The following is a 26,752-nucleotide window of genomic DNA, read 5'->3' as shown; positions in this document are numbered from 1 at the left end:
CGATTCGCTCGCTGACACTCGCTCATGCGACCACCTCCAGCGGGGCCTCGTTCTGCGTCGCGGCCGACTCGACGGCCGCGTTCCGGATCGCCCGCAGGCGCAGCATCACGTCGTTGGCGCCCCGACCGAAGTGGTCGTGCAGGGTCCGGTACTCGGCGTAGAGGGCGTCGTACGCGCGTACCCGATCCGGGTCCGGCCGGTAGACCGCCTCCTGCACCCGGCCCATCGCCTGCGACGCCTCCTGGATCGAGGGGTACGCCCCGGCGGCGACCGCGGCGTGGATCGCCGAACCGAGCGCCGGCCCCTGCGCCGAGCCGATGATGCCGAGCGGACGGTTGGTCACGTCGGCGTAGATCTGCATCAGCAGCTCGTTCGAGGTGAGGCCGCCCGCGATCACCAGGTCGTCGACCGGCACCCCCGCCTCGACGAACGCCTCGACGATCATCCTGGTGCCGTACGCCGTCGCCTCCAGCAGGGCCCGGTAGATGTCCTCCGGCCGGGTGGCCAGGGTCAGCCCGACGATCAGTCCACTGAGGTCGTGGTTGACCAGGAGTGAGCGGTTGCCGTTCCACCAGTCCAGCGCGACCAGGCCGTGGGCACCGACCGGCTGGGCCGCGGCCAGCTCGGTGAGCCGTTCGTGCGAGTCCGCCCCGGTCGGGGCGGCGTGCTTGACGAACCAGCCGAAGATGTCGCCGACGCCGCTCTGCCCGGCCTCGTAGCCCCACGCGCCGGCGCTGATGCCGCCGTCGACGACGCCGCACATCCCGGCCACCTCGGCGGGCCGGGTGCCGTTGACCACGTGGCAGGTGGAGGTACCCATGATCGCCACCAGCCGGCCCGGCGCGATCGCCTGGGCGGAGGCCGCGGTGACGTGGGCGTCGACGTTGCCGACGGCCACCGCGATCCCTTCTGGCAGGCCGGTCCACGCGGCGGCGCGGGCGGTCAGCTCGCCGGCCCGGCCGCCCAGCGGCATCAGCGGACCGTCCAGTTTGGCCACGAAGTCGCCGAAGCCGGGGTTGAGTGCGGTCAGGTAGTCCGTCGACGGGTACCGGCCGTCCTGCAGGATGCCCTTGTAGCCGGCCGTGCAGACGTTGCGGGTCTCGACACCGCACAGCTGCCACACGATCCAGTCCGCGGCCTCGATAAAGCGCTCGGCCCGCTGGTAGACCTCCGGGTCCTCCTCCAGCAGCTGCAAGCCCTTGGCGAACTGCCACTCGGCGGAGATCTTGCCGCCGTAGCGGCCGATCCACGGCTCGCCGCGCTCGTGGGCCAGCGCGTTGATCCGGTCGGCGTGCGGCTGGGCGGCGTGGTGCTTCCAGAGCTTCACCCAGGAGTGCGGGCGCTGGCGCAGCTCCGGCACCTCGCACAGCGGGGTGCCGTCGGCGAGCGTCGGCAGGACGGTGCAGGCGGTGAAGTCGATGCCGATGCCGACGACGTCGCCCGGGTCCACCCCGGCGGCGGCCACGGCGGCGGGTACGGCGTAGCGCAGCACGTCGCGGTAGTCCTCAGGATCCTGCAACGCCCAGTCGGGTGGCAGGGGCGTTCCGCCGTCCGGCAGAGCGGAGTCGATGACCGCGTTGCGGTACTCGTGCACCGCCGTCCCCAACTCGGCACCATCGCGAACCCGGACCACCAGGGCCCGCCCCGACAGGGTGCCGTAGTCGACCCCGACGACGTACCGATCGCCCGCTGCGTCCACACCGCTCATGTTCAACCTCCGCCGATGACGAACCTCAGTGTTAACGCTCACATCCCATGCCGTCAAGACACCTGCCGGCAACAGCTCCGTAACGGAGCGCACCGCCGGGTCTGTCACCCCTCGGCGGAACCGGTGGCAGGCCCAGATCCACGCCCCCTGCGGCCCAGTTCAGCGCGGACGGCATCGTAGCCGCCGCCCACCGTCCAGGCACACCGTCACGTTGCCGTGCGGTGCCGCCGAAACGCTTGCCGGACAACGAAACAGGGGCTCCGGCCAGCGATCGGGACTCTGGCCCGGCCGGCCGGGGCCACCGCCGACCGGGCGACGCTCCGGCCGGTCGGCTCGCGCATGCCTCGACCGGGCGGCTGCGCGCAGCACCCCACGAAGGAGCGAAACACCGCCACCGCCGTTGCCGGCAGGGCCGGATCGCCGCTCCGGCAGCCCGCTCGATACCGGCGCGACGGCCGGCGCCCGGCAACCCACCGCGAGCGCAGGCACCGACCTCGGCACCGGAAAATTGGCTGAATGAGCGTTAACACCATCGATCGGCAATCGAGATCAGCGACAGCCGAAGGCAGACCCGGACGCACCAGCGCCGGGGGCGCGATCGCGGTCCTCCCTCGCCGTTGACATGCATGTTCAGGGACCGGCGCCGGCCCACCACAACAACCCGGGCACCTCGATTTCATTCGATGGAATCCGCCTCGATCGCCTGGCTGCTTATGTCAGCGATAACATGCCATATATCGATGCAGTTTGGCAGCCGGATGGCCGACACCGTCGGCACCGACGACCGTCAACGGCAGCTGCCGGCGGCGCGACGCCCCGTGTCGGCGGGCCGGCCCAGCGGGTCGGCGAGCAACGGGGCGAAGCCGAGTTCGGCGGCGCCCACCAGGGTGGCGTCGTCACCGAGCGCCGCGGTGCGCAGCCGTACGTTTTCCCGGGCGACCGGCAGCACGTTGCGGGCGATCCGGCTGCGCACCTGAGCCGCCGCACCCGGGTACAGGTCGCACAGCATCCCGCCGAAGACCACCATGCCCGGGTTGAACAGGTTGATCAGGTTCGCCACTCCGATGCCGAGCCAGTCGCCGATCTGGCGCAGCGCCTCCCGGGCCGCGGGGTCGCCGCGGTCGGCGTCGTCCGTCACCGACCGGATGGCCTCCCGGCCGAACAGTTCGGCGGGTCGGCCGGCGACGTCGAGCAGGGCCCGCTCGCCGACCTCCGCCTCCAGGCAGCCGTACGAGCCGCAGCCGCAGGGGCGCCCGTCGTGCGGGTTCACCACCATGTGCCCCAGCTCGCAGCCGTAGCCGCCGTCACCGCCCAGCAACCGGCCCCCGACGATGATCCCACCGCCGACACCCACGTCACCATGCAGGTAGATGAGGTTCTGGAAGCCGACGCCCGCACCGCGCTGCTGCTCGGCCTGCGCGCCGAGATGCGCCTCGTTGCCCACCGTCACCGGCAGGCCGAGGCCGAGGCGGCGGCCGAGTTCGGCCCCGAACGCCTGGTCCACCCAGCCCAGGTCGGGCCCGAAGCGCACCATCCCGTCCCCGGGCCGGATCATGCCGCAGTACGAGGCGCCCACGCCCACGCAGATCGCGTCCGGCGGTGCCGCGCGGTGCAGTTGGCGGCCGAAGCGGGCGAGGACCTCGACCACCTCGTGCAGATCGGGCCCGGCGCGCGGGCGCACCGCCGTCCGACGCTCCAGGATGGAGCCGCCGAGCCCCACCCGAGCGGCGACCAGCCGGTCCACGGCGACGTCGAAGGCCAGCACGTAGAACCGGTCGGCCGCGGGCCGGACCAGCAGCGAGGGCCGCCCGGCCCGCCCGGTGTCGGTGGGCAGCTCCTCGTGGACCAGACCCACCCGGGTCAACTCGGTGGTCAGCGCCATGATGGTGCTGCGGTTCAGTCCCATCCGCTCGGCCAGCTCGGCGCGGGACACCGCGCCGAGCAGGTGTACGTACCGCAGCAGAGCACCGGCGTTGCGCCGGCGGATCTCCTCCTGGACCACTCCGACCTCCGGCACCGCACCGTCAACGGTTCGCGCCGGCGCGCCGCTTGTTGTAGACGTCGAAGGCCACGGCGACGAGCAGCACCAGGCCCTTCACCACCGACTGCATCGACTGGTCCACGCCCATCAGCTGCATGCCGTTGCTCATCACCGCCATGATGAGACCGCCGACCATGGCGCCTACGACGGTGCCGACACCACCGGTGACGGCCGCCCCGCCGATGAACGCCGCGGCGATCGCGTCCAGCTCGAACATGTTACCGGCCGCCGGCTGGGCCCCGTTGGACCGCGAGGAGAAGATGATCCCCGCCACGGCGGACAGGAAACCCATGTTGACGAAGATCCAGAAGTTGACGGTGCGGACCTTCACGCCGGACAGCATCGCCGCGGAGAGGTTGCCGCCGATGGCGTACACCTGCCGGCCGAAGACGGTACGCCGGGTGAGCAGGCCGTAGACCAGCACCAGGACGGCGAGGATGATCAGCACGATCGGCAAGCCCCGGGCGTTGGCCAACTGCCAGGCGAAGTACATGACCACGGCGCCGACCAGCGCCATCCGCGCGACGAACAGCGCGAACGACTCGACGGGCTGCTGGTAGCGGATGCGCGCCACCCGGGTGCGGAAGCAGCTCACCACGTAGCCGGCCACCGCGATGCCGCCAATGAGCAGGGTGAAGGCGTCGTAGCCGTCGCCGCCGATCAGTCCGTTGAGGAATCCGGCCGCGATCCGGTTGTACTCGGCCGGGAACGGCGACAGCGAGATGTTGTCCAGCACCCGGAGGGTGAGGCCGCGGAACAGCAGCATGCCCGCGAGGGTCACGATGAAGGCGGGGATGCCGACGTACGCCACCCAGAAGCCGTGCCAGGCGCCGACCGCGAGCCCGACGGCGATGGCGGCCAGCACGCCGAGCCACCACGGATGGCCCTGCCGGATGACGACCACGGCGGAGACCGCGCCGGTCAACGCGACCACCGAGCCGACGGACAGGTCGATGTGCCCGCCGATGATCACGATGACCATGCCGATCGCGAGCACGAGGATGTAGGAGTACTGCAGGACGATGTTGGTGATGTTGCCCGGGCTGAGCGAGAGCCCGTCGGTCAGGAACGCGAAGAGCGCGACGATGACGACGAGGGCGACGAAGATGCCGCTCTGCCGCAGGTTGTTCATGATCAGCGTACGGGGGTCGCTGGTGCCGACGTGCAGTGCGGCAGCCGGAGCGCTCTCGGTCGGCTTCGGTGCCGTCGAGGAGGGCTTGGTGCTGGTCATCGGGCGGGTTCCTTGTCCTTCGCCATGAGTTCCATGAGCTTCTCCTGGGTCGCCTCGGCGACCGGCACCACGCCGGTGATCCGGCCCGTCGACAACGTGTAGATGCGGTCGCACATACCGAGCAGCTCGGGCAGTTCGGAGGAGATGATGATGACCGCCTTACCCTCGGCGACCAGCCGATTGACGATCGTGTAGATCTCGAACTTCGCCCCGACGTCGATGCCGCGGGTCGGCTCGTCCAGGATCAGCACGTCCGGATCGGTGAACAGCCACTTGGACAGGACGACCTTCTGCTGGTTGCCGCCGGAGAGCTTGCCGACCACGGACATCACGCTCGGCGCCTTGATGTTCATGTCGCGCCGGCTCGTCTCGGCGACCTTGATCTCCTCGTTGTCGTGCACCCACCCCAGTCGGGCGAGCTTGCGCAGCCCGGCGGACGAGATGTTACGCCGGATGTCCTCGATGAGGTTGAGCCCGAAGCGCTTGCGGTCCTCCGTCGCGTACGCGATGCCGTTGCCGATCGCCTCCGCGACGGAGCGTGCCTTGATCTCCCTACCGTGCATGAACAGGCGGCCGGTGATGTCCCGGCCGTACGACCGACCGAAGACGCTCATGGCCAGCTCGGTACGCCCGGCTCCCATCAGCCCGGCGATGCCGACCACCTCACCGGCGCGTACGTCGAGGCTGGCGCCGTCGACCACCAGCCGGTCCTGGGTCGGGTGCCGCACCGACCAGTCCTCGATCCGCAGCACCTCCTCGCCGGGCGAGGAGACCCGGTCGGGGTAGAAGCTGTCCAGGTCGCGCCCGACCATGCCGCGGATGATCCGCTCCTGGGTCACCTCGCCCGAGCCCATGTCGAGCCGCTCCACCGTCCGCCCGTCCCGCAAGACGGTGGTCGAGTCAGCGATGGCGGTGATCTCGTTGAGCTTGTGCGAGATCATGATGCAGGTGATGCCCTGCTCGCGGAGTCGACGCATCAGGTCGAGCAGGTGCGCCGAGTCGAGGTCGTTGAGCGCGGCGGTCGGCTCGTCGAGGATGAGCAGCCGGACCTTCTTGGACAGCGCCTTGGCGATCTCCACGAGTTGCTGTTTGCCGACGCCGAGCTGGACGACGGGTGTGACCGCGTTCTCGTGCAGCCCGACCGACGACAGCAGCGCCGCCGCTTCGGCGTTGGTGCGGTTCCAGTCGATCAGCCCGCTGCGGCCCCGGCGTTCGTTGCCGAGGAAGATGTTCTCGGCGATCGACAGGTACGGCACCAGGGCGAGTTCCTGGTGGATGATGACGATGCCGTGGTCCTCGCTGTCCCGGATGCCACGGAAGTGCACCGGCTCGCCGTCGAAGAGGATCTCACCGTCGAAGCTGCCGGACGGGTAGACGCCCGACAGCACCTTCATCAGAGTGGACTTGCCGGCACCGTTCTCGCCGCAGATCGCGTGGATCTCCCCGCGGCGGACGGCGAGCGAGACGTCCTGGAGCGCCGCCACCCCAGGGAAAGTCTTGGTGATGTGACGCATCTCGAGGATGTTGTCGTCCATGCTCACCGTCCTGAGCGTCTAGGTCGTCGTGTCTGGAGGGTAGTCAGTCCGGGACGGATACCGGGCTCGGCGACGGACAGCGCAGCCGAGCCCGGTACCGCACCGTCAGCCCTTGGCCTGGCCGGCGGCGACTTCCTCAGCGGTGTAGTACCCGGAGTCGATCAGGATCGGCTTGATCTCGTCCTTGTAGACGGTCTGCACCGGCAGCAGGAACGACGGGACGACCTTGACCCCGTTGTTGTAGGTGTCGGTGTCGTTGGCCTCCGGCGTCTTGTCCTGGAGGAACGCCTCGGCGGCGACCACGGCCTGGTCGGCGAGCAGACGGGTGTCCTTGAAGATGGTAGAGCTCTGCACCCCGTCGTTGATCAGCTTGACCGAGGCGATCTCGGCGTCCTGCCCGGTCACCACCGGCATCTTGTTGGCCCCGCCGTAGCCGGCGTTCTGCAGCGCGGTGATGATGCCGCGCGACAGGCCGTCGTACGGCGACAGCACCCCGTCGACCTTGCTGCGGTCGTTGTAGCTGGACGTCAGCAGGTCCTCCATCCGCTTCTGCGCGCCCTCTTGCTGCCAGCGCAGGATCGCCACCTGGTCGATCTTGGTCTGCCCGGACTTCACCTTCAGCGTGCCGTCGTCGATGAACGGCTTGAGCGTGTCCATCGCGCCGTTGAAGAAGAAGTGCGCGTTGTTGTCGTCGAGCGATCCGGCGAACAGCTCAATGTTGAACGGTCCGGACGCGCTGCCCTTCGAGCCGTCCTTGTTCTGCACTCCGAGGCCGACCAGCAGCGCGCTGGCCTGCGCGACGCCGACCTTGTAGTTGTCGAAGCTGACGTAGAAGTCGACGTTCGGGCTTTCCCGGATGAGCCGGTCGTAGGCGATGACCGGGATCTTGGCCTCGGCCGCCGCCTGCAGCTGTCCACTCAGTGCGGTGCCGTCGATGGCCGCGATGATCAGCACGTTGGCACCGCGCGTGATCATCTGGTCGACCTGCTGCGACTGGGTGGGAATGTCGTCGCCGGCGTACTGGAGGTCCACCTTGTAGCCCTTGGCCTCTAGCTTCTCCTTGACCGATTTGCCGTCGGCGATCCACCGCTCGGAGGTCTGGGTCGGCATCGAGACGCCGATGGTCAGGTCGGCGGGCTTCTTATCGCCGCTGCCGCCGCTGCCGGCACCCTCACCACTGCAAGCCGCCATGCTGAGCGCCAGTACGGCGCTACCGAGAGCGGCCAGGATCTTTCTGTTCACTGGCTTCCCCAATCTGGAACTCGCGCCGTCAGACGGCTGCGCGGGTCGCACTTGGACGCCAAGTGTTAGCGCTCACATAGCCCGGGTCAACACCTCGCCCGAAATCCGGCGGTCACGGTCTCGTAACGAACGAGCCGCTCCTCCGATCGGTCAGGTTGCCGCAGGTCAGGGCGGGTGTCCACGCGGCGGCGCCAGCGGGCGACGCGGACCGAATCGGGGACACTCATCGACGGTGAGGGATGCGTCACGTCGAGTGTCGGCGGCGGAACGCAGCCGAGCCGCCACGCCCCGCAACATCCACTCTGGACCACCTTCGGCCGGCGAATCCGGCCGCCCAGGTGAACCAGACGTTTCCGGCCTGTTGCCGCGGCCCCTTGACATCCGAACCCGGCACGGCAGATGCTCTGCTAAATCAGTTTAGCGGCCGTCTTCTTACAGCACCCCAGCCGGCACCGGGCGCGCTCCCGGCGTTGACCGGCCAGCCGGCCGCGTCCGACAAGGAGGACCAATGAGACTGCGAAGGATGCTGATCGCCTTCGCCGCGGTGCTGGCGCTGGCCTCGACGGGCACGGCCTACGCCGCGACGAAGGACCAGGGTGGCGCCACCGGCGGCATCCGAGGCGTCACCCCGATCACCACCGTCCAGACCTACGGCCAGAAGGTCACCGCGGTGGCCGTGGAGTACGCGGCCACGGTGAACCCCCGCACCCTCGACAACTCGACCTTCGCGGTGTCCGACACCACGTACAACTTCCGCTTCAACCCCATCGAAGACCTGCCCAAGCTGGCCGACCGCACGGTCACCCACACCTACACCAACAGCGAGCCGACGACCCGCGCCGACCGCCGATCGGTGCCGGGCCGGTACGTCATCGTCGAGCTGGACCCCGACGAGAATCTCGGTTGGACGGTCATCCTCTCGAAGTGCCCGACCTTCCTGTGCCACGTCAAGGTGAACACCGACCTGCCGACCCAGGTGGTCCAGCGCAAGGACGTGCACGCCCAGCCGGGCAACGGCCAGGGCAAGGGCCCGGTGCTGGCCAAGGCGGCGCCGAAGACCTCACACGGGGTCACCGAGGAGCCGGTCAACCTGCTCGTCGACGAGTTCCGCTACGGCTCGTACCTCAGCGGCGGCATGGTGCTGCCCTACCACTACCACCTGCCGGAGAACTACCAGCCCGGCAAGAAGTACCCGCTGATGGTCGTCCTCCCCGGGCACGGCATGGGCTGGGACGGCGACAACCTCGGCGTCCAGATCGCCGCCGACATCCCGGCGACCGCCTGGTTGCAGTCCAGCTGGACCGGCAGCAACGAGGACGTCATCGTGCTGGCGCCGCAGAACCAGCGGGTCGGCCTGCCCGCCGAGGGTGACCTCCTGATCAGGCTGGTCGAGCAGTTCAGCAAGGACTTCGCGGTGGACACCAAGCGGGTGTACGCCACCACCGTCTCGTACGGCTCCCGACTGCTGTGGGAGGCGTTCGCCAAGCGCCCCGACCTGTTCACCGCCGGTCTGGTCACCGGTGGCTTCCAGATCAGCGCGGGCCAGGCCACGGCCATCGCGGCCGGCGAGGTGCCGCTCTGGATCACCCACGGGCTCAACGACCACCTGCTCAACATCTCGCTCGCCCGTGGCTCGCAGGCCGCGCTGCGATCGGCCTACGAGGCCCGGGGCAAGACGCCCGAGCAGATCGCCGACCTGCTGCACTACACCGAGTACGGCAACGAGGCGTTCTCGCTGCCCGACTACCACGCGGCCTACGGCCCGACGTACGAGGACAGCAGCATCCTGCAGTGGTTGCTGGCCCAGCGGAAGGGCTGACGACTCCGGCGATTCGAGCACGAGGTCCGTCACCCCACCCATGATCACGCTCGATCCTGGATCGAGTGGCCTGGCAAACCGAATGAGGCCACTCGATCCAGGATCGGGCACGACCCTGCTGGTCACCGGACACCACTCAGGAAGCGATCGGTGATCGTCCGAGCCTGCCGGCTGGTCGCCCACTCCACCTGCCAGCACGGGTACGGCGTCAGCCGCGACCACCACGCCCGGCAGCCGACACACATGCGGCGTCCCGGTGCACCTGGCACAGGAACCACCCCGCGCAGGCCGCCGTCTCCGGATCTCCGGACTCCTGCGCCGCCACCATCGCCCCGGTCGGCGACCCGCCACAGCAGCCCGGCAGCGGGTTGGTAGGCAAGGAACATCTGCGCCAGCCCGAGTGTCTCGGCCAACAGGGCCTGCGCCTGGCGACGCTCGTCACCGTCGTACGTCAACGCGGCGCGCTGCACGTCGCGCAGCAGCCCCGGCAGCAGCCCGCCCAGCACCGTACGGTGATCCGACGCCTGATGGCGCGCCCGCCACGCCGCCGCAAGACGCCCCCTAAGGCTGGGCAACGACTCGGTGGGCACGTCGCCGGAGAGCGTGAGGCGGCACGAGTCTTCCCGGACCGCTCCCGGTAGGCCTTCAACCGCTGCCCGAACGTCAACCGGCACCCAGCATCGCCTACTCCGTCAGGCACGCCCGAACCGCGACGGCGAGCCGGTTGGCGCGCTCGTCGTCGACGCCGCCCATCTGGTTGACCACGTAGCCGAAGCCGACCTGGTGGGCGTCGTCGCCGAAGGCCAGGTGGCCGCCGGCGCCGTCGTGACCGAAGCTGCGCGCGCCGAGCATCGGCCGCGCGGTGGCGGAGTCCAGGAGGAAGCCGGTGCCCCACCGGTGGCCGGCGTCGGGCGCCCCGTAGACCTGCTGGCCGGCCACGCGCTCCGTGGTCGCGTCCGTCACCGAGGCGGAGCTGAGCAGGCGCGGGCCGTCCACCTCGGACACGCAGGCGGCGTAGAGGCGGGCCAGCCCGTCGGCCGTACTCACCGCACCCGCGCCCGGAATCCCGCCGGCCTGGATCGCCGGGTCGTTGAAGCTGACCAGGCCGTCGGCGTCGGCCGGGAAGGCGAAGGCACCGCCCATGGTGAGCCCGCGTTCCGCGACCGGGTCGATGGCCGGACCGGGTTCGCCGATCGGGGCCAGGGTCCAGGCGACCGCGTCGCGCTCGGCCGCCGGCAGACCGATCCAGGTACGCAGGCCGAGCGGGTCGGCGAGGGAGCGGGCGAAGAAGGCACCGGGCAGCTCGCCGGTGATCCGGCGCATCACCTCGCCGATCAGCCAGCCGTAGGTCATCGGGTGGTAGCTGTGTGCGGTGCCCGGTCGCCACAGCGGTGCCTGCGCCTCGATCGCCTCGATCACCGGTCGCCAGGCGAGCACCTCCTCGCGGCTGAACGGCTTGTCCAACGCCGACAGGCCGGACTGGTGGGTGAGCAGCCAGCGCACCGGGATCTCCGCCTTGCCGTGCTGGCCGAACTCGGGCCAGTAGCGGGTCACCGGCGCGTCCAGGTCGAGCCGGCCCTGCTGCACCAGCAGGTACGCGCAGATCGCCATGATCCCCTTGGTGCAGGAGAAGACGACCGCGGGTGTGCCGGCGGTCCAGGTGCGGCCCGACCGGGGGTCGGCCAGCCCGCCGTACAGGTCGACGACCTTGCGGCCCCGCACGTACACGGCGACTGCGGCGCCGACCTCGCTGCGGGTGGCGAAGTTGTCCCGGAACACGTCGGCGACCCGGCCGAAGCCGTCGTCGGTGTCACCGTGGATCTGCGTCTCGGTCAACTCGCTATCCCTTCACGGAGCCCTGGAGCAGGGCCTTGATGAACTGTCGCTGGAAGATCACGAACACGATCAGGGTCGGGGTGAGGATGAGCAGCGAGCCGGCGCACAGCAGCACCAGGTCGGTCCCCCACTGGCCCTGGAACGCGCCGAGCGCACCGGCCATGGTTCGCTTCGTGGCGTCGTCGACCATGACGATGGCCAGCAGGAACTGGTTCCAGGTCCAGAGGAACAGCAGGATGGTCAGCGAGGCGATGGCCGGTCGGGCCAGCGGCACGTGCACCCGCCAGAACAGCTGCCAGGTGTTGCTCCCGTCGACCCGCGCCGCCTCGGACAACTCCCGTGGCACGTTGGTGAAGTGCGCCCGCATCCAGAACACCGCGAACGGCATGTACAGGCCGATCAGCGGCAGGATGATCGCCCATCGGGTGTTGAGCAGACCCAGGTCCCGCATCTGGTAGTACAGCGGGGTGACCACCGCCTCGAAGGGCAGGGTCAGGCCGAGCAGCAGCAGCCCGAAGGCGAGGTGGCCGCCGGCCACCCGCAGGTGGCCGAGCCCGAAGCCGGCCATGGTCGCGATGAGCACGGCGATCGGCACCACCCCGGCCACGATCAGCATGCTCGACTTCAGCAGGGCGCCCATGTTCGCGGCGGTGAACGCGTCGACGAAGTTGCCCCACTGCGGATCCGACGGCCAGGCCAGGCCGGTGGGTACGGTGCCGCGGGGTTGCAGGGCCGCCGACAGCATGCTCAGGAACGGCAGCAGGGTGACCACGACCAGCGCGATCAGGAAGATCCGTCCGCTGACGCGTTCGCTGCGACTGGTCAGGTTCACGCCTTCTCTCCTCGGGTCAGCCGCTGGATCGGCAGCACGCACACCAGGACCAGCAGCATCAGCACCACGCCGAGGGCGGAGGCGAGCCCGACCTGCCGCTGGGAGAAGGCCAGTCGGTAGATCTCCAGGCCCGGCACGGTGGTCTGGATGCCCGGGCCGCCGCTGGTGGAGGTGTAGACGATGTCGAAGCTGGCCAGGGCCGCGATGACGGTCACGGTGAGGCAGACACCGATCTCCTGGCGGAGGCTGGGCAGGGTGACCGCGAAGAACTCCCGGATCGGGCCGGCGCCGTCCATCCGGGCCGCCTCGTAGAGCGACGGGTCGATCTTGCTCATGCCGGTGACCAGGAGGATGGTGCAGAGGCCGAGCATGATCCAGGTACCGATCACGCCGACCGACGGCAGCGCCGTGCTGAACTCGCCGAGCCAGGGTCGGGTGACCCGTTCCAGGCCGACGGTCCGGAGCAGTTGGTTGACCAGGCCGTTGCTGGACAGCACCCAGCTCCAGGCGATGCCGGCGGCCACCAGTGGGATCACCTGGGGCAGGAACAGCACGGTACGGACCAGGGTGCCGCCGGGGCCGGTGGTGATCCGCCGGACCAGGCTGGCCACCAGCAGGCCGAGGGCGACCGGGATGAAGCTGAAGAAGATGATCAGTACGAACGCGTTGGTGATGATCTTCAGCAGGTCACGGTCGGTGAACACGGTCAGGTAGTTGTCGAACCCGACCCACTGGGCCGTCCCGATGCCGTTCCAGCGGTACAGGGAGTACTGCACCGTCAGCACGAGCGGGCGCAGCACGAAGACGCCGTACATGATCAGTGCGGGCAGGACCCACAGCCACCCGACCCACCGGGCCGTGCGGCCCCACCGCTTCCGGTGGGGCCGCACGGGGAGTTGTGGGTCCGCCCCGCCGGGCCGGGGCGCGGTGCCCGACCCGGCGGGGACGCTGCCGAGGGCAGACGTCATCGGGACAGTTCCTTCTCGTACTCGGCCTGGACCGCCTTCACGTACCCCTCGGGGGTCTGCTGACCGGCGATCAACTTCTGCATCTCGGGGGTGATGGCGGAGGCGAAGATGCCGCCGGTCGCGTTCGCGGTGAAGTCGACCGCGCCGTTGTCGGCACCGAGCTGCTGGGAGGCCTTGAGGGTCTCGGCCAGCACGGTGCCGTCGGACACCGCCGGCAGCGGCAGGTCGGCCGGGCCGCCCGGGTGCGAACCGCCGACGTTCACCGAGATCTCCCGGGCCTTGTCGTTGGTGTGCACCCAGTTCAGGAAGTAGGCCGCAGCGTCGGCGTTCTTGGCCCGCGCGCCGACACCGAAGGTGTTCGGGGCCGACATCGCCACGTTCTTGGCGTCCGCGGTCTCGCCCGGGAAGAGGAAGAACCCGGCCTTGCCGGCCATGTTCTTGTCCAGGTTCGCCGACTCCCAGTCGCCGTTGAACATGAACGTGCCGTTGCCCTTCATGAACTCGCCCATCATCGCGGTGTAGTCGATGGCGTTCGCGTCCTTCGGGAAGTAGCCGGCCTGGGCCCACTTCTGGATGGTCTGGGTGGCCTTGAGCGCGGCGGGGGTGTCGAAGGTGGCACCCGGCTTCTGGAAGATCCAGTCCGCGATCTGGGTCGGGTCGCCGTACTGGTTCTGCAGCGCCTGGTGCGGGAAGTTGATGCCCGCGGTGTTCTTGTTGAACTGCATGATCGGCTGCAGGTTGGCGGTCTTGGCCTTGGCCAGCAGGTCCTCGAACTCGGCGATGGTGGCCGGCGGCTGGGTCATGCCGATCTTCTCGGCCTGCTCCTTGTTGTAGAACACGCCGGTCACGCTGTAGCCCAGCCCCATGCCGTACAGGGAGCCGCTGCCGCGGACCGCGCCGCCGTCGGCGAGCCGCAGCTGGACCAGCTGCGAGGCGGGGAACTTGTCCCAGCCGTACGCGTCGAAGTACGGGTCCATGTTCTTCAGCAGCCCGTCCTTGACCAGGTCGACCATGGTGGGCAGCCGGATGATGTCGGGCGCGTTGTCCGAGGCGAGCACCCGGGGCGCGTTCTCCACGATGACGGTGAACTGGTCCTCGCGGATGTTGAACTTGACGTTCGGGTGCTGGTTGGTGAACTCGTCCGCGAGCGCCTTCGCCAGTGGGAAGCCGGTCTCGGCGTACATCTCCAGGGTGATCGGGTCCGTCCCGAGCTCGGTGCTGACCGCGGCGTCGGAGTCCCCCGACGGGGTCTGCTCCGCACCGGGCGGACTACAGGCGGTGATTGTCAGGCCGGCGGTCAGTAGCGGCACCAGCAGTGCCAGCCGGCGTCGGGTGAACCTCGTCGAGTACTCCGGCACCTCAATAGCTCCTTGACTCATCCGCGCGCCTCGCCGGTCGGCGGCGGGCGTGGCGACTGCCACGGACCCAGCCGCCGGCCGCCACGTGTCGCCCGTCGCATGCCGATTCTCCGGCTCGCGGCCCGCGGTACCAACATGACTTTTTCCAAGGGGAAGAAGTCCTCCCCCAAGCAGCGGAACTACGTCGCTAAACTGATTTAGCAGAGCATGCGCGCGATGCCTGAGGCTGTCAAGAACGGTTTGGCAACGGCCTCGAAACAGGTTGTTCACGCCGCTGGCCGCCGAGGTACGGACCGCGCCGGTTACCGACGGCCCGACTCGACGCATCATGATGGTCAACAGCGGCGTCGGACGGACCGCCGCGATCGGAGGACTCATGGGCCGCAACAGAGCCACCCTGGCCGATGTCGCCCGCCTGGCCGGGCTGTCCAAGACCGCCGCGTCGATGGTGCTCAACGGGCGGGAGGGCACCCGGCTGTCCGCAGAGGCGCACCAGCGGGTCTTCGCGGCCGCGGAGGAACTCGGCTACCGGCCCAACGTCGCCGCACGCAGCCTGCGGACCCGCAAGACGGCCACCATCGCGTTCGTCTCCGACATCGTCGCCACCACCCGTTTCGCCGGCGGTCTCATCCGTGGCGCGCTGGACGCGGCCCGCGAGCGCGACCACGTACTGCTCATCACCGAGACCCAGGGCGACGCGGCGTTCGAGCAGTACGCCATCGAGGCGATGCTGGACCGCCAGGTCGACGGGGTGATCTACGCGGCCATGGCGACCCGCCGGCTGGCGGTGCCGCCGGCGATCCTCGGCGGCCCGGTGGTGCTGCTCAACGCCACCAGCCCGGTGCAGTTGCAGTTGCCCTGCGTGCTGCCCGACGACGAGCGGGCCGGCGCGATGGTCGCCGAGACGCTGCTGGCGCAGGGTCACCGGGACCGGATCGCCCTAATCGGGCGCAACCGGCAGAAGGAAAGCGACCCGGAGATCTCCCTCGCCGCCGAGGCGCGACTGCGCGGCATCCGGAGCACCCTCGCCGCCACCGGCGTCACGCTGCTGGTCGAGGGCTTCTGCCCCGAGTGGCTGCCGGAGCACGGCTATGCCGCGACGCGTCGGCTGCTGGACCGACCGACGCGTCCCAGCGCCATCATCTGCATGAACGACCGGCTCGCCTTCGGCGCCTACCAGGCGCTCGGCGAGGCCGGGCTGACCATCCCGGGCGACCTCTCGGTGATCTCCTTCGACGACGACCCGATCGCCTCCTGGCTTCGGCCGGGGCTGTCCACCGCCGCGCTGCCGCACGAGCAGATGGGCCGCCGGGCGGTGGAACTCCTGCTCGACGGCGACGCCGTCGGGCCGTCGTTCGTGCCCATGCCGCTGCGCCGACGCCGGTCCGTCGCCGCGCCGGCCGGCTGAACAGCGCCCGGGCGCGGGGTGCGGGGCGCGGCACCCGCCGTCGCCGCTAAACCGATTTAGTGGTACGTTGCCCGCCATGCTTCGTCTGCCCGACCACTGGGTGTGGGACAGCTGGTACGCCCAGGACGACGACGGTCTGCGGCACGCCTTCTTCCTGCGCGCCTCCCGAGCCCTGCTCGACCCGGACCGCCGCCACCGACGCGCCTCGATCGGCCACGCCGTCTCCACCGACCTACGCTCCTGGCGCCTGCTCGCCGACGCGCTCGTGCCGGCCGACTCGCCGAGCTGGGACGACCTGGCCACCTGGACCGGCTGCACCGTCCGCGGCCCGGACCAGCGGTGGTACCTGTTCTACACCGGCGTCGGGCGGGCGGAGGACGGGCTGGTGCAGCGCATCGGCCTGGCCGTCTCCGACGACCTGGTCACCTGGCACCGACACGGCGACGGCCCGATCGTGGTCGCCGACCCCACCTGGTACGAGTTGCTCGACCGCGAGATGTGGTACGAGCATGCCTGGCGCGATCCCTGGGTCTTTCCCGACCCGGACGGCAACGGCTGGCACATGCTCATCACCGCCCGGGCCAACCACGGGCCGGCCGACGATCGCGGCGTCGTCGGCCACGCGACCTCCCCGGACCTGCTGAACTGGACCGTCCAGCCCCCGCTGTCCACGCCGGCCGGCTTCGGTCACCTCGAGGTGCCACAGGTCGCTGTCGTGGACGGCCAGCCCCTGCTGCTGTTCTGCACCAACGCCTTCGCCGCCGGCCGGGAATCCGAGCACCGGCTCTGGGTGGCGACCGCACCGACGGTCCGGGGCCCCTGGGACGTGGCGTCCGCCCAGCCGATCGCGCAGCCGCACCTGTACGCGCCGCGGCTGGTCCCCGACGCCGACGGCTGGGCGCTCATCGGCTTCGTCGACCACGCCGACGGCGAGTTCGTCGGCGAGCTCAGCGACCCGGTCCCGGTCCGCTACCAGCGCACCACCGGCCTGGTCGCGGGCACCCCGACGACGGCCCTCACCGGCAGCGGTGGGTGACCAGCCGGTACGGGTTGGTCAGGAACCGGCCGGGACGCGGGCGGCGAGCGGCCGGCCGACGAGCCGACGCAGCGCCAGGTAGCCCACGCAGCCGAGGCACAGGTCGAACGCGGCGTTGAGGAACGCCGCGGCCAGGGCCGCACTGGTCGCGACCAGGGCGAGCACCGGCAACCCGGCGAGCTGGCCGACCAGCGCCGCCCCGACGAAGATCAGGCCGACCAGTTGGGCGAACCGGACCGGCGCGGCCGGTTCCAGCTCGGTCGGGGCGGCGAGGCGCGGGGCGACGAGGGTGCGGTAGAGCAGCCCGTACGGGCCGAGCCGCGGGTTCGCCGCGGTGATCGCGAAGACGACGGCCTGGACGAGCAGCAGCGGGGTTCCGCCGCCGAGCAGTGCGGCGGCGAGCACGACGGTGGTGACGGCCGCGGCGAACCGGGGCGCGCGAGGATCGAGAAGCATGGCGGTTCCTGGGGGCTTGGGCCGGGCGGATCGGTTGCCGGGCACCGGCACGGAGGGATTGGCGCGGAAGGACGGGTCAGCGGCGGCGGTCGGGACGACAGAGGCTGGCCGCCAGCCGGCCATGGTCCACCGTCCGGCGACGGGTCAGCGCCAGGGCCTTCACCGCGTCACTCCCGCGCACAGCTCCCGTACGGCCTCGGTCAGCTGCCCGGCGTCCGGCACCCCGGACGCGCGCCGGGCGACCCGGCCGTCACCGTCGACCAGCAGCACCGTCGGCGTACGCCAGACGCCCAGCTCGCGGGCGGCGTCCAGGTGCTGCTCGGCGTCCACCTCCACCAGGCGCACCCCGTCGACGGTGGCGCGGACCCGCTCCAGGACCCGACGGGTGGCCCGGCAGGGCGCGCAGACCGCCGAGGAGAACTGCACCAGCGTCGGCGCGCCGGCGGTGACGCCGAGACCGGCGAGCGCGGCGGACGGACCCGGGGTCGGCGACACGGACCGGATCCGCCCACTACGGCGCCGGTGCCACAGGCCGACGACGGTGGCCGCAAGCAGTACGCCGGCAAGCACCGCCACCCTGGTCAGCTCGGCATCTCGCACCGCTCCAGCCTGCCACAGCGGGCCCGTCGGGCGGCATCGGCCGGGTGGGCGTGCTGTGCGCGGTGGCCGCCGACCGTCACCGGTCGAGCAGGCGGCACCGGGTGGGCTATGGGCGTACCACCACGTTGCCGACCTTGTGGCCGGTGTCGACCCGACGATGGGCGTTGGCGATGTCGTGGAGGTCGTGGATCTGGTCGAGCACGACGGTGATCTCGCCTCGGGCGGCGAGATCGAGCAGGACATCGAAGTCGGCGACGCGTTCGGGCGCGGCTCCGGCCACGACGTTGCCGCGTGCCTGGATGGTCTCGCCCAGGCTCGCGACGACGAGCAGCAGTACCCCTCGGGTGCTGAGCAGCCGCCGACCGGAGGCGATCGACAGGTTGCCGACGGCGTCCAGCACCACGTCGAATCGTTCGGTGGTGGCGCCCAGGCCGCCGTCGGTGTAGTCGATGACCCGGTCGGCACCCAGTTTGGTGACCAGTTCGGCGTTCGCCGAGCTGGTCACGGCAGTGACGGTCGCGCCGAGGTGCCGGGCGAGCTGGACGGCGTTCGTGCCGATCGCACCGGACGCGCCGTTGACCAGCACCGAGGTGCCGGGCCCGACGCCCGCCTTGTCGCGCAGGAAGAACAATGCCGTCGTGCCACCGAACAGCAGCCCGGCGGCCGCCTCGTGGGTGACCTCGGCGGGCTTGCGGGCGAGCCGGTCCGCCGGCACCGCGACGTACTCGGCGTGCGCGCCGAGTCTGATGCCGGTCATGCCGCACACCTCGTCGCCGGCGGCGAAGTCACCGACCCGCGCGCCGACGCTCGCCACGACCCCGGAGAAGGAGCTGCCCAGGGTTGGCCGGCGGGGCCGGACGATGCCGAACATCAGCCGCGCGGGGACGCCGAACCCGGCCGGGAACCGAGCGCCCCGGATACGCGAGTCGGCCGAGGTCACCGCGGCGGCCCGGACCCGCACCAGCACCTCGCCGGCGCGCGGTCGCGGCCGGGCGACCTCGGCGACGCGCACCACGTCGGGTGCCCCGTACCGATCCATCACTGCTGCCAGCACGACACTCTCCTTACACCCGTAAGTTTCGTTGGATGATAGCCTTACGACCGTAAGTCAGCAATCGGTTCGGAGAGTGCCTTGTGATGGCCCGTCGTCCTGCCCTCACCCACGACCGCATCATCGACGCGGCGGTACGGGTCGCCGACCGGGGCGGGGTCGCCCAGGTGAGCATGCGCAACGTCGGCAAGGAGCTCGGTGTCGAGGCGATGTCGCTCTACCACCACCTCGCCGGCAAGGACGCGTTGCTCGACGGTCTGGCTAACTGGATCTTCGCGCAGATCGAGCTGCCCGAACCGCAGCGGCTCTGGCGGCCGGCGATGGTCGACCGCGCCGAATCAAGCCGGCGCGTCCTGTCGCAGCATCCCTGGGCACTGGGCCTGATCGAGTCGCGCCGCTCCCCCGGGCCGGCACTCCTGCGGCACCACGACACGGTGCTCGGCTGCCTGCGCCGCAACGGCTTCTCGATCACCCTGGCGGCACACGCGTTCTCGGCGATCGACGCCTACGTGTACGGCTTCGTGCTGACCGAGCTGAACCTCCCGTTCGACGCCGACGAGGGTGCCGAAACGTTCGTCGACGAGATCCAGCACGCGCTCCCGGCCGACGAGTACCCACACCTGGTAGAGATGATCACCAACCAGGTCGTCGGCCGTGACTACAACTACGCCCACGAGTTCGGGTTCGGCCTCGACCTCATTCTCGACAGCCTCGAACGCCACCACGCCGGCAGCACGTCCTGAACCTCGCCGCCCCGGCGTCGACCCGGACCCGGGTACGGCGGCACGTCCGGCGGCGCGGAAGACGCCGCGCCGCCGGACATGGCCGACACTGGGAGCCCGACCGGCGGCAGGCGGCCCGCCGTCCGGCTCCCGGCGTTCACCGGGTGGCGGCCTCCACCGAGGCGGTGCGCTGGGCGGGGATCGCGGTCGTGGTCACCGTCAGCCCGGCCGGCAGGCCCGAGACCGTGGCGTGGCCGGCGGCGTCGACGGTGACGCCGAGTTCACCGTCGCCGACCCGCAGGCCGGTCACCGACAGGCCACCGAGGCGCGGGCCGGCCAGCGGCGCCACGCGTACCGTGCCGGCCGGTACGTCGGGGTAGACGCCGGCGGCGACGTGCAGCAGCGACACCGCGGCGGCGGCCGACCAGGCCTGGGGACGGCACGCCGCCGGGTACGGCACGGGCCGGCCGAGCGCGTCCCGGTCGTCACCGGCATGCAGCTCCGGCAGCCGGTAGTCGAACGCCTCGGCGGCGGCGAGCAGCCCGTCGGCCAGGCGCAGGGCGGGCTCGTGGAACCCGGCGCGGGCCAGGCCGGCGAGCACGATGGCGGTGTCGTGGGTCCAGACCGAGCCGCAGTGGTACGACAGCGGACTGAAGCCGGCGTCCTGGGTCGACATCGTCCGCAGCCCGAACGCGCCGGCCAGCGCGTCGGTGCCGAGCAGCCGGGCGACCTGGGCCTGCTCCTCGCCGTCCAGCAGGCCGGTGCCGAGCAGGTGGCCGATGTTGCTGGTCAGCGAGTTGACCGGGCGCTTGTCACGGTCCAGGGCGAGGGCCGGCTGCGGGCCGTGCGGGCCGTCGACCCAGTAGGCGGCGCGGAACCGGGCGGCGAGTTGGGCGGCCCACTCCCGCCACCGGTCGGCGCCCGGCCGGTCGAACGCGTCGAGCAGGGCGGCCCCGTTGATCGCGGCCTCGTGGGCGTAGCCCTGCACCTCGGCGAGGGCGATCGGCGCGTTGGCCAGGCTCCCGTCGCGGAACCGGATGGCGTCGCCGGAGTCCTTCCAACCCTGGTTGGACAGCCCGTGCCCGGTGGTGTCGATGTACTCGAGCAGGCCGTCGCCGTCGGCGTCGGCGTGGTCGCGGAGCCAGCCGAGCGCGGCGTCGAGGTGCGGGAGCAGGGGTTCGATCCGCTCGGCGGGCAGTCCCCAGCGCCAGGCGTCGTGCAGCAGGTTGACCCAGAGCAGGGTCGCGTCGACCGTGCCGTAGTAGGCGGGCGGCAGCCGCAGCCCCACGTCGGGCAGGCTGACCTCGCCCCGGCGCAGCTCGTGCAGGATCTTGCCGGGCTGCTCGCCGGTCGCCGGGTCGGTGCGCCGGCCCTGCCGCCGGGCCAGCACCCGCAGCGTGCCGGCGGCCAACTCGGTGCCGAGCGGCAGCATCATCCGGGCGGCCCAGAGGCTGTCGCGGCCGAAGAGGGTGAGGAACCAGGGCACGCCGGCGGCGAGGAAGACGTCGCCGGGTGCCTCGGGGTCGGCCAGGCGCAGCGCGTGCAGGTCGTCGAGGGAGCGGTGCAGGAGTCGACCGAGCCGCCGGTCGTCGGCCTGCACCTGCGGCTGGGCCCAGGTCGGCTCGGTCGGCGGGTACGCGACGACGGCGCGCGGGTCGGTGACGGTGAGCCGCCAGCGCAGGGTCCGGCTGGCCCGCGGAGCGAGGGTCACCGGCCAGCTCAGGCGGGGGGCGGTGGCGCGGTCGCCGGCGAGGTCGACCTCCGCGTCTTCGGCGGTGACGGTGACGGTGGTGCCGTCGGCGGCCCAGCCGAGCTGGCCCGGCGCCGACGCCTGCGCCGCCAGGGGCTCGATGGCGAAGCCGGTCTTCACCCGCTCGATCGGGGCGAGGTCGCAGCCGAGGTCGACGGTGACGGTGGCCTGCACCGGCACCGCGGCGGTGGAGACCAGGCGGATCTCCTCGGTGAGGCCGTGCTGGTCGAGGCGACGGGTCCGCTCGACCCGGATGGTCGGGTCGGCCCCGGGATCGCCGAGCCAGCGGGCCAGCCCGACGAAGCGGGTGGCATGGGCGGTGACCGGCGCGTGGCCGATCGCCTCGGCTTCGCGGTCGTCGATGCGCAGTTCGGCGCGGGACAGGACACGACTGTCGGCGTGGAAGACGCCCTGGACTCCGAGCGGCCGAATCTGCCCGGCGGGGTCCCCGAGTGCACTGGTGGGAGCGAGGACGACCCCCACCAGATCGTGCAGCAAGGGTTGCAGGTGGCGTGCGGTCACGTACGGCTCCAGGTTCGTTATGGAACGGCGTCTTGACAGGCGGTTCCGAGAGGGTGCAGAGTCCGAAACACTCCAGCAACTTGAACGATCCAATCCTGCCCCATCCAAATTGGATCGTTCAAGCCCCTCGAAAGGCGTGATGTGGCGGAAAAGGTGACCATTGCCACGGTGGCCCGGCACGCCCGGGTCAGCCGGCAGACCGTGTCCAACGTCATCAACGCACCGCACATCGTGCGGCCGGAGACCCGGCAACGGGTGCAAGAGGCGATCGTCACCCTCGGCTACCGAGCCAACCAGGCCGCGCGACAGATGCGCACCGGCCGTTCTCGGTTGATCGCGGTGCGTATCGAACCCACCCGGGACGGGATCAACGGCTCGGTGCTCGACCGCTTCCTGCACGGGCTCACCGAGACCGCCGAGTCGGCCGGCTACCGGGTCATGCTCTACACCGCCACCGACGACGACCGCGAGATCTCCGCGTACGGGGACCTGCTCAGCGCGTACGACCTGGACGGATTCGTGATCACCGGCACCGACCACGGCGACCCGCGTACCGCCTGGCTGGCCGAGCGGGAGATCCCGTTCGTCACCTTCGGTCGGCCGTGGGACCACCCGCAGGCCCACAGCTGGGTCGACGTCGACGGGGCCGCCGGCACCCGGGAGGCGACCGCCCACCTGCTCGCGGCCGGCCATCTCCGGATCGGCTTCATCGGCTGGCCGGCCGGCTCGGGCGTCGGCGACGACCGGCGGGCGGGCTGGCATCGCGCCCTGCTCGGCGCGGGCGTCGACCCCGACGGGCTCGACGCGGAGACCGAGGACGGCATCGCCGAGGGCGCCCGTACGGCGCGGGAGATGCTCGGCCGGCCGGCCCCACCCACCGCCCTCGTCTGCGCCAGCGACTCCCTAGCCCTCGGCGCACTCCAGGCCCTGCGCGCGGCCGGCACCACCATGCCGGTGATCGGCTTCGACGACACCCCGGTCGCCGCCGCGGTCGGCCTGAGCAGCATCAGTCAACCCCTCGGCGACGCCGCCGCCCGCTGCGTCGACCTCCTCACCGACCTTCTCGACGGGCCGCACCGCGACCCGAGGCAGGTGCTGCTGCGACCCGCGTTGGTCCTGCGGCACCTCGCCTGACACCCCGTCCCTCACCTCAGGAGAAAGAACGATGACACCCCGCGTCCTCACCCGCGCCGCCGTGGCCGGCCTGACCGCCGCCGCGCTCTTCGGCTCGACCGCCTGCGGCAGCGGCTTCGACGACCCCGCCGCGGAGACCACCCAGTCCACCGGGCCGGCCAGCCTGCAGATCATGATCGGCTCCTCCGGCGACGCCGAGACCAAGGCCGTGCAGGACGCCGCGGCGGCCTGGGCCACCTCCTCCGGCAACCAGGCCACCGTGGTTCCCGCGCAGGACCTGACGCAGCAGCTGGGCCAGGGCCTGGCCGGCGGCAACCCGCCGGACGTGTTCTACGTCGACGCCAGCCGCTTCGCCGACTACGCCAGCGTCGGCGCCCTGGAGCCGTACGGCGACAAGATCAGCAACGTCGGCGACTTCTACGAGAGCCTGCGCAACACCTTCACCTACGACGGCAAGCTGTACTGCGCGCCCAAGGACTTCTCCACCCTCGCCCTCCAGATCAACACCGAGCTGTGGTCGAAGGCCGGTCTGACCGACGCCGACGTGCCGACCACCTGGGAGCAGCTCACCGCCACCGCGAAGAAGATCAAGGCCAAGGGCATGGTGCCGCTGGTGCTCGGTGACACCCGGGACCGGATCGGCGCGTTCTTCGTGCAGAACGGCGGCTGGCTGCTCAGCGCGGACGGCAAGTCCGCCACCGGCGACACCCCGGCGAACGTCGCCGCGCTGACCCACGTCAAGCAGATGGTCACCGACGGGCTCGTCCGCTTCCCGAAGCAGCTCGACGCGGGCTGGTCCGGTGAGGCATTCGGCAAGGGCGCCGCGGTGATGACCATCGAGGGCAACTGGATCAAGGGCGCCCTGCAGAACGACTTCCCGAAGGTGAAGTACCAGGTCGTCGAGCTGCCGGCGGGACCTGCGGGCAAGGGTACGCTCTCCTTCACCCAGTGCTGGGGCATCGCGGCCAAGAGCAAGTACAAGGAGCAGGCGATCAAGTTCGTGGAGGCGATGACCAGCGGCGAGCAGCAGATCGCCTTCGCCAAGGCGTTCGGGGTCATGCCGTCCCGCGAGTCGGTGCGCGACCAGTACACCGCGGAGTTCCCCGCCGACAAGCCGTTCATCGACGGTGCCGCGTACGCCCAGGGCCCGGTGAACGCCCCGAAGATGGACAGCGTCCTGCAGGACCTCGAGGCCGGTCTGCAGGGTCTGGCCAACGGCGACCCGAAGAGCATCCTGGCCAACTTCGACAAGAACGCGAAGGCAGCGCTCGGCGGTAGCTGATCGCAGGGGTCCCTTCCTGACCGCCGCAGGCGCGTCAGGAAGGGACCCTCCTTCCCATCTCGACCTAAGAGGGGAGTGACGATGGCGACGAACATGCTGAGGGCAGCGGCGACTGCGACCGGCGGGCCGGACGACCGCCGCCGGCGCGGCAGGCGCGGCGTACGCGCCAACGAGAACATCGCCGGCTGGCTGTTCGTCGCGCCGGTGATCGTCATCCTCGGGCTGTTCCTGCTGCTGCCGATCCTGATGGCGCTGTGGGTGAGCCTGACCGACTGGAACGGGCAGGGCAGCCCGTTCACCAGTCAGGTGCCGTTCGTCGGCACCGACAACTACACCCGGCTGTTCACCGAAGACGGCCTGGACCGCCGGGACTTCATGACCGCCATCCGCAACAACATCTACTACGTGGCGCTGGTCGTACCGACGCAGACGGTGCTCGCCCTCGGGCTGGCGCTGGTGGTCAACAACCGGCTGCTCAAGGGCAAGAGCTTCTTCCGTACCGCGTTCTACTTCCCGTCGGTCACCAGCTCGGTGGCGATCAGCGTGGTCTTCCTGTTCCTGTTCGCCAACTCCGGCGCGGTCAACAGCCTGCTGCGGATGTTCGGCATCAGCGGGCCGCAGTGGTTCGCCGACTCCCGGGGCGTGCTGCACCTGCTGCTCGGCGTGGTCGGCGTGGACAGCCCGCCCACCGCGTTGACCCAGGGCGGACCGCTCGGGCTGACCTGGTGGGAGTGGTTGTCCGGTCCCAGCGTCGCGATGATGTCCATCATCACGCTGGTGATCTGGACCACCTCCGGCACGTTCATGCTGATGTTCCTCGCCGCCCTGCAGAACGTGCCGGTCGCGCTGGAGGAGGCGAGCACCCTCGACGGCGCGAGCCGCTGGCAGCGGTTCCGCAACGTCACCCTGCCGATGATCAAGCCGACCATGTTCCTGGTGGTCACCCTTGGTCTGATCGGCTCCTGGCAGGTCTTCGACCAGGTGTACGTGATGAGCCAGGGCGACCCGGCCAAGACCACCCTCACCCCGGCCTACCTTTCGTACCGCACCGCGTTCCGGGACTTCGACTACGGCTCCGGCGCGGCGATCTCGTTCGTCCTGTTCCTGATCATCATCGTGCTCACCCTCGTGCAGCGCTGGGTGATGGCCGACCGGGACCCTGACCGACCCCGCTGGGGCCGGCGGCGCCGGCGTACACCGGAAGGATCCGCGAAGTGACCGCACTGGCCGAGCGTCCGGCGACGCCCACCCGGCGACGCGGCAACCGGGGCGCCCGCACCCTGGCCAGCCGGTTTCTCGGGTACGCCGTCCTGGTCTTCTTCTCGCTGGTCTTCCTGTACCCGTTCGTGATCCAGATCGGGAACTCGCTCAAGACCGAGCCCGACGCCGCCGCCAACCCGCTCTCGCCGATCCCCGACCAGCTGGTGTTCGACGGATTCATCCGGATCTTCACCGGCACCAACTTCCCGCTCTGGCTCGGCAACTCGCTGCTGGTGACGTTGGTGGCCACCACCGGCCGGGTCTTCTTCTGCTCACTCGCCGGGTACGCGCTGGCCCGGCTGCGCTTCCGCGGCCGGTCGGGACTCTTCGCGGCGGTCATCGCCGTGATGGCGGTACCGGGTGTGGTGCTGCTGATCCCCAAGTTCCTGGTGCTCAACCAGCTCGGCATCTACAACAGCTACTCCGCGCTGATCGTGCCCCTGCTCGCCGACGCCGCCGGCGTGTTCATCATGAAGCAGTTCTTCGAGTCCATCCCGGTCAGCGTGGAGGAGGCGGCCCGCATCGACGGCGCGAGCATCTTCCGCACCTTCTGGTCGGTGGTGCTGCCGATGGCGAAGCCGGCGCTGATCACCCTCACCATCCTCTCCTTCCAGGGCACCTGGAACGAGTTCCCGCACAGCCTGGTCTCGGTGCAGGACCCCAGCCTGTTCACCCTGCCCCGTGGCCTCGCCGACCTGGTCAGCGGGTCACTCGGCAAGGGCACCCAGTACCCGCTGAAGCTCGGCGCGGCGCTGCTCGCCACCATCCCGGTGGCGATCATCTTCGTCGTCTTCCAGCGCTACTTCGTCCGAGACGCCAACGACGGCTCCGACAAGGGCTGATTTCGGACCAGCATCCAGGTGTCAATGGAGGGCGTGCAGCAGCTGTCACGCTCGATCCCGGATCGAGTGGCATCCCAGCGACCGTGAGGCCACTCGATCCGGGATCGAGCACGATCTTG

At 70.6% G+C, this 26,752-nt stretch carries 21 protein-coding genes and 1 pseudogene; 8 read left to right on the top strand and 14 right to left on the bottom strand.

Annotated elements, in window-relative coordinates:
- Positions 1-22: 22 nt before the first annotated feature.
- The 5 genes from araB to chvE form a co-directional block, all read right to left on the bottom strand.
- Complete coding sequence (gene araB, locus C1I95_RS00700; RefSeq protein WP_111211763.1) at positions 23-1,708, bottom strand: ribulokinase; 1,686 nt, start codon at positions 1,706-1,708, stop codon at positions 23-25.
- A 787-nt stretch (positions 1,709-2,495) separates the two neighbouring features.
- The gene (locus C1I95_RS00695) at positions 2,496-3,725 is read right to left on the bottom strand and encodes an ROK family transcriptional regulator (RefSeq protein WP_233513172.1); all 1,230 of its coding nucleotides are present in this window, start codon (positions 3,723-3,725) and stop codon (positions 2,496-2,498) included.
- A 7-nt stretch (positions 3,726-3,732) separates the two neighbouring features.
- Positions 3,733-4,980 carry a multiple monosaccharide ABC transporter permease gene (mmsB, locus tag C1I95_RS00690; RefSeq protein WP_111211762.1) on the bottom strand — a complete coding sequence of 416 codons (1,248 nt, stop codon included), beginning with the start codon at positions 4,978-4,980 and terminating at the stop codon, positions 3,733-3,735.
- On the bottom strand, positions 4,977-6,515 hold the full coding sequence (gene mmsA / locus C1I95_RS00685; RefSeq protein ID WP_111211761.1) for a multiple monosaccharide ABC transporter ATP-binding protein: 1,539 nt from the start codon (positions 6,513-6,515) through the stop codon (positions 4,977-4,979). The genes mmsB and mmsA overlap by 4 nt, the downstream gene beginning before the upstream one ends.
- Before the next feature lie 105 nt (positions 6,516-6,620).
- Positions 6,621-7,757: a multiple monosaccharide ABC transporter substrate-binding protein gene (gene chvE / locus C1I95_RS00680; RefSeq protein ID WP_111211760.1), complete on the bottom strand. Its 1,137-nt coding sequence runs from the start codon at positions 7,755-7,757 to the stop codon at positions 6,621-6,623.
- 508 nt (positions 7,758-8,265) lie between these two features.
- Here chvE and C1I95_RS00675 point away from each other — a divergent pair.
- Positions 8,266-9,576 (top strand): hypothetical protein, encoded by a 1,311-nt coding sequence (locus C1I95_RS00675; RefSeq protein ID WP_146605602.1) that lies wholly within the window; start codon positions 8,266-8,268, stop codon positions 9,574-9,576.
- A gap of 247 nt (positions 9,577-9,823) precedes the next feature.
- Here the strand turns inward: C1I95_RS00675 and C1I95_RS36080 are convergent.
- The 5 genes and pseudogenes from C1I95_RS36080 to C1I95_RS00650 all read right to left on the bottom strand — a co-directional run.
- A pseudogene (locus C1I95_RS36080) lies at positions 9,824-10,178 on the bottom strand (XRE family transcriptional regulator); the annotation flags it as partial.
- Between the two features lie 82 nt (positions 10,179-10,260).
- On the bottom strand, positions 10,261-11,412 hold the full coding sequence (locus C1I95_RS00665; protein ID WP_111211758.1) for a serine hydrolase domain-containing protein: 1,152 nt from the start codon (positions 11,410-11,412) through the stop codon (positions 10,261-10,263).
- Between the two features lie 4 nt (positions 11,413-11,416).
- Positions 11,417-12,244, bottom strand: a complete 828-nt coding sequence (locus C1I95_RS00660; protein WP_111211757.1) for a carbohydrate ABC transporter permease — start codon at positions 12,242-12,244, stop codon at positions 11,417-11,419.
- Positions 12,241-13,212 carry a carbohydrate ABC transporter permease gene (locus C1I95_RS00655; RefSeq protein WP_199523530.1) on the bottom strand — a complete coding sequence of 324 codons (972 nt, stop codon included), beginning with the start codon at positions 13,210-13,212 and terminating at the stop codon, positions 12,241-12,243. The genes C1I95_RS00660 and C1I95_RS00655 overlap by 4 nt, the downstream gene beginning before the upstream one ends.
- On the bottom strand, positions 13,209-14,570 hold the full coding sequence (locus C1I95_RS00650; protein ID WP_199523529.1) for an ABC transporter substrate-binding protein: 1,362 nt from the start codon (positions 14,568-14,570) through the stop codon (positions 13,209-13,211). The genes C1I95_RS00655 and C1I95_RS00650 overlap by 4 nt, the downstream gene beginning before the upstream one ends.
- Positions 14,571-14,946: 376 nt before the next feature.
- Between C1I95_RS00650 and C1I95_RS00645 the strand changes: the two genes are divergently transcribed.
- Complete coding sequence (locus C1I95_RS00645; protein ID WP_111211807.1) at positions 14,947-15,978, top strand: LacI family DNA-binding transcriptional regulator; 1,032 nt, start codon at positions 14,947-14,949, stop codon at positions 15,976-15,978.
- A 76-nt stretch (positions 15,979-16,054) separates the two neighbouring features.
- Positions 16,055-17,014, top strand: coding sequence for a family 43 glycosylhydrolase (locus tag C1I95_RS00640; RefSeq protein WP_111211755.1), 960 nt, complete (start codon positions 16,055-16,057; stop codon positions 17,012-17,014).
- A gap of 18 nt (positions 17,015-17,032) precedes the next feature.
- On the opposite strand, the gene C1I95_RS00635 is transcribed toward C1I95_RS00640, so the two are convergent.
- The 3 genes from C1I95_RS00635 to C1I95_RS00625 form a co-directional block, all read right to left on the bottom strand.
- A complete protein-coding gene (locus C1I95_RS00635; RefSeq protein ID WP_111211754.1) occupies positions 17,033-17,470 on the bottom strand; it encodes a DUF4395 domain-containing protein in 438 nt (145 codons plus the stop codon).
- Positions 17,471-17,629: 159 nt separating this feature from the next.
- On the bottom strand, positions 17,630-18,070 hold the full coding sequence (locus C1I95_RS00630) for a thioredoxin family protein (protein WP_233513171.1): 441 nt from the start codon (positions 18,068-18,070) through the stop codon (positions 17,630-17,632).
- 106 nt (positions 18,071-18,176) lie between these two features.
- Complete coding sequence (locus C1I95_RS00625; RefSeq protein ID WP_111211753.1) at positions 18,177-19,124, bottom strand: NAD(P)-dependent alcohol dehydrogenase; 948 nt, start codon at positions 19,122-19,124, stop codon at positions 18,177-18,179.
- 83 nt (positions 19,125-19,207) lie between these two features.
- On the opposite strand from C1I95_RS00625, the gene C1I95_RS00620 reads away from it, so the two are divergent.
- On the top strand, positions 19,208-19,864 hold the full coding sequence (locus tag C1I95_RS00620; RefSeq protein WP_111211752.1) for a TetR/AcrR family transcriptional regulator: 657 nt from the start codon (positions 19,208-19,210) through the stop codon (positions 19,862-19,864).
- Positions 19,865-20,000: 136 nt separating this feature from the next.
- On the opposite strand, the gene C1I95_RS00615 is transcribed toward C1I95_RS00620, so the two are convergent.
- Positions 20,001-22,115, bottom strand: coding sequence for an amylo-alpha-1,6-glucosidase (locus tag C1I95_RS00615; protein WP_111211751.1), 2,115 nt, complete (start codon positions 22,113-22,115; stop codon positions 20,001-20,003).
- 153 nt (positions 22,116-22,268) lie between these two features.
- Between C1I95_RS00615 and C1I95_RS00610 the strand changes: the two genes are divergently transcribed.
- The 4 genes from C1I95_RS00610 (at position 22,269) to C1I95_RS00595 (ending at position 26,633) form a co-directional block, all read left to right on the top strand.
- Positions 22,269-23,249 (top strand): LacI family DNA-binding transcriptional regulator, encoded by a 981-nt coding sequence (locus C1I95_RS00610; protein ID WP_233513170.1) that lies wholly within the window; start codon positions 22,269-22,271, stop codon positions 23,247-23,249.
- A 31-nt stretch (positions 23,250-23,280) separates the two neighbouring features.
- Positions 23,281-24,531, top strand: a complete 1,251-nt coding sequence (locus tag C1I95_RS00605) for a sugar ABC transporter substrate-binding protein (protein ID WP_111211749.1) — start codon at positions 23,281-23,283, stop codon at positions 24,529-24,531.
- A gap of 81 nt (positions 24,532-24,612) precedes the next feature.
- Positions 24,613-25,749 carry a carbohydrate ABC transporter permease gene (locus tag C1I95_RS00600; protein WP_111211748.1) on the top strand — a complete coding sequence of 379 codons (1,137 nt, stop codon included), beginning with the start codon at positions 24,613-24,615 and terminating at the stop codon, positions 25,747-25,749.
- Positions 25,746-26,633 carry a carbohydrate ABC transporter permease gene (locus C1I95_RS00595; RefSeq protein ID WP_199523528.1) on the top strand — a complete coding sequence of 296 codons (888 nt, stop codon included), beginning with the start codon at positions 25,746-25,748 and terminating at the stop codon, positions 26,631-26,633. Before C1I95_RS00600 ends, C1I95_RS00595 begins: the two co-directional genes overlap by 4 nt.
- Positions 26,634-26,752 lie beyond the last annotated feature (119 nt).

It is taken from the genome of Micromonospora craterilacus, from assembly GCF_003236315.1.
Taxonomy (GTDB): Bacteria; Actinomycetota; Actinomycetes; order Mycobacteriales; family Micromonosporaceae; genus Micromonospora; species Micromonospora craterilacus.
This window is presented reverse-complemented; position numbering and strand designations above follow the sequence as displayed.

What these genes read in the sequence shown, in the direction of transcription:
- C1I95_RS00675 (WP_146605602.1), top strand. Translation starts at nt 8,266, where the DNA reads ATGAGACTGCGAAGGATGCTGATCGCCTTCGCCGCGGTGCTGGCGCTG.
- C1I95_RS00640 (WP_111211755.1), top strand. Translation starts at nt 16,055, where the DNA reads ATGCTTCGTCTGCCCGACCACTGGGTGTGGGACAGCTGGTACGCCCAG.
- C1I95_RS00620 (WP_111211752.1), top strand. Translation starts at nt 19,208, where the DNA reads ATGGCCCGTCGTCCTGCCCTCACCCACGACCGCATCATCGACGCGGCG.
- C1I95_RS00655 (WP_199523530.1), bottom strand. Translation starts at nt 13,212, where the DNA reads ATGACGTCTGCCCTCGGCAGCGTCCCCGCCGGGTCGGGCACCGCGCCC.
- araB (WP_111211763.1), bottom strand. Translation starts at nt 1,708, where the DNA reads ATGAGCGGTGTGGACGCAGCGGGCGATCGGTACGTCGTCGGGGTCGAC.
- C1I95_RS00645 (WP_111211807.1), top strand. Translation starts at nt 14,947, where the DNA reads ATGGGCCGCAACAGAGCCACCCTGGCCGATGTCGCCCGCCTGGCCGGG.
- C1I95_RS00605 (WP_111211749.1), top strand. Translation starts at nt 23,281, where the DNA reads ATGACACCCCGCGTCCTCACCCGCGCCGCCGTGGCCGGCCTGACCGCC.
- C1I95_RS00635 (WP_111211754.1), bottom strand. Translation starts at nt 17,470, where the DNA reads ATGCTTCTCGATCCTCGCGCGCCCCGGTTCGCCGCGGCCGTCACCACC.
- C1I95_RS00600 (WP_111211748.1), top strand. Translation starts at nt 24,613, where the DNA reads ATGGCGACGAACATGCTGAGGGCAGCGGCGACTGCGACCGGCGGGCCG.
- mmsA (WP_111211761.1), bottom strand. Translation starts at nt 6,515, where the DNA reads ATGGACGACAACATCCTCGAGATGCGTCACATCACCAAGACTTTCCCT.
- mmsB (WP_111211762.1), bottom strand. Translation starts at nt 4,980, where the DNA reads ATGACCAGCACCAAGCCCTCCTCGACGGCACCGAAGCCGACCGAGAGC.